This window comes from Coprococcus sp. RTP21281st1_F1_RTP21281_210402, from assembly GCF_040915325.1.
Taxonomy (GTDB): domain Bacteria; phylum Bacillota; class Clostridia; order Lachnospirales; family Lachnospiraceae; genus Coprococcus; species Coprococcus aceti.
This window is the reverse complement of the sequence record NZ_JBCPDQ010000026.1, coordinates 1-1551: the sequence shown is the minus strand read 5'-3', so window position 1 is coordinate 1551 and position 1551 is coordinate 1. Positions and strand designations below refer to the sequence as shown.

Genomic DNA, 1551 nt, shown 5'->3' with positions numbered 1-1551 from the left:
ATGGAAAGAATAGGGGTATGTCTACTAGCAAAGGACGGGTGGAGTCTGAAAGAAGTATTACTTGTGAGGGTGGAAGTGGTTCTGTAATTTACACTTCAGTAGAATATGAAGGCACAGTTAAAGTTAATGGAGAAGTTAGAGATGTAAGTAGAAAGGTATATCAAAGGAATGATATAGATTTTGAGTATTTTGATGAGACAACAGGACTAACAAACTTAGAACGTATGCAGGCTGGCAAGCCTCCTATAGGGACAGATGGTAATGCTATTCAACTACATCATATTTTGCAAAAAGAAGCAGGACCAATGGTTGAGATTCGAGAGATTACACATCAAGAATATTATTCACAGTTGCATGGTCTTATCGAAGATGGAGCAAGTTTTAGAAATAATCCAATATTGAATAAGCAATATAATAATTTTAGACGTTCATATTGGAAATGGAGAGCAGAGCAAATCGTAGGAGGAAAATAAAATATGTATGATAAAATTGTTAAGATTATAAGTCAATATGAAGAAAAAGGTGATTTTACACATCCTAATGTAGATGATAAAGATTTATATGATGCAGAAAAAATATTAAATTTAAAAATTCCAGAGCAGTATGTTTGGTTTTTGAAAAATTATGGGCATGGTGGACTGGATGGCATTGAAACATTGGGTGTAGGTAAAAATGGCAAAATGATATTTGTGGAAAAGACACTAGAATTCAGGTCATATGGGTTGAATGACGATAAGATTGTAATAGAAAATTGTGACGAATGGATTTATTGTATTGATGTAAAAACTGGAGCCGTTATGATGTGGTCACAAGGAGATAAAAAGTACAAGATTAATTATAAAAATTTTATTGAATATCTAAATGATAGAATCAGTGATGCTATAGAAAATATGTAATATTTATAAAATTAAATTTAATTATGTCTATACTTTAGGACTTCAAAGTCCCTAACTCAAAAAGCTATTATGTCATTTGAGGATGGAAAGCAATATTCATCGTGGAGTAAACTTAGAGAAGAGGGATTGTCACTTGAACAAGTAGAAAAAATAAAAGGCACACCAAAGGGACAGAAACCATTACCAGAAACTTATTTGAGTGAGGAATATATTAATAATCATCTAAATTCATTCAAGAAAAGTGGTGCGGTAAAAATAATGCCAAGTGAGCCATCAGGAACAATTGGTGGTAAAGGTGGTACATTTGTAATGTCTGGGGATGAACTAAGTGAAATAATTCGAAACGCAGATGGGGATGTGGCTAAAATAGAAAGTGTTTTGGGATTAGACAAAGGATATTTAGGAAGTAATCCTGTTATAGTGACAATTCAGGACACATCTAGTTTAAGACTTCCATCTGGCAATGAATTAGGTGCATGGCCGGAATACTGGGAACCAGGCGGCTATACAAGTGGTGGAATAAAAGAAGCAGTTATTAATCCGGCGAAAGAAGGAACATATACATATAAACATTTATTTGAATGAAAAATCCTAATCCCCCAGCTATGCTGGGGAGAATAGTGTAAGTGGAAACGATAAGGATTACAATAAAAAA

Annotated in this window: 3 protein-coding genes; all 3 read left to right on the top strand. The window is 33.5% G+C overall.

Annotation, left to right across the window (positions count from 1 at the left end; all coding sequences use genetic code 11):
* A partial coding sequence (locus AB5150_RS15650) for an HNH/ENDO VII family nuclease (RefSeq protein WP_368292183.1) occupies window positions 1–473 on the top strand: 473 nt, incomplete at its 5' end.
* Between the two features lie 3 nt (window positions 474–476).
* Window positions 477–896, top strand: coding sequence for an SMI1/KNR4 family protein (locus AB5150_RS15645; protein WP_015533326.1), 420 nt, complete (start codon window positions 477–479; stop codon window positions 894–896).
* 69 nt (window positions 897–965) lie between these two features.
* Window positions 966–1481 (top strand): hypothetical protein, encoded by a 516-nt coding sequence (locus tag AB5150_RS15640; RefSeq protein ID WP_015533325.1) that lies wholly within the window; start codon window positions 966–968, stop codon window positions 1479–1481.
* Window positions 1482–1551 lie beyond the last annotated feature (70 nt).

Excerpts from the sequence above, each read along its gene's own strand:
- AB5150_RS15645 (WP_015533326.1), top strand. The coding sequence starts at position 477 with ATGTATGATAAAATTGTTAAGATTATAAGTCAATATGAAGAAAAAGGT.
- AB5150_RS15640 (WP_015533325.1), top strand. The coding sequence starts at position 966 with ATGTCATTTGAGGATGGAAAGCAATATTCATCGTGGAGTAAACTTAGA.